Below are 243 nucleotides of genomic sequence, written 5' to 3'. Positions count from 1 at the left end.
GCGTGAATGGAGCACCGGCCTCAGGCTTCGGAAGCGACCCACTGGAGCCAGAAACGGTGTTAAGCACGTCTTTCATCTTTGGGCTAAACACAGGGTCTTTCAGCTCGGATTCGGACAAAGCCGGGGTCTGTTCTTCTTGATCGCTGGTCAACAGCATCCGCTGCTCGTCGAAACGCGTTTGCGAAGTTTCCAGAAGTTGGACCAACAGTACATCCCAATTGCGGAGTGCAGTAAGGTCCAGCG

At 54.7% G+C, this 243-nt stretch carries 1 protein-coding gene; it reads right to left on the bottom strand.

Annotated elements, in window-relative coordinates:
• Positions 1–243: hypothetical protein (locus AC1RPV_RS08160; RefSeq protein WP_481764263.1), on the bottom strand; the 243-nt coding region annotated here is incomplete at both ends.

This window comes from Dellaglioa sp. CoH-55-MRSF-9 (assembly GCF_056782155.1).
Note: the sequence above shows the minus strand (reverse complement) of the source record. Positions and strands in the feature narration are given on the sequence as shown.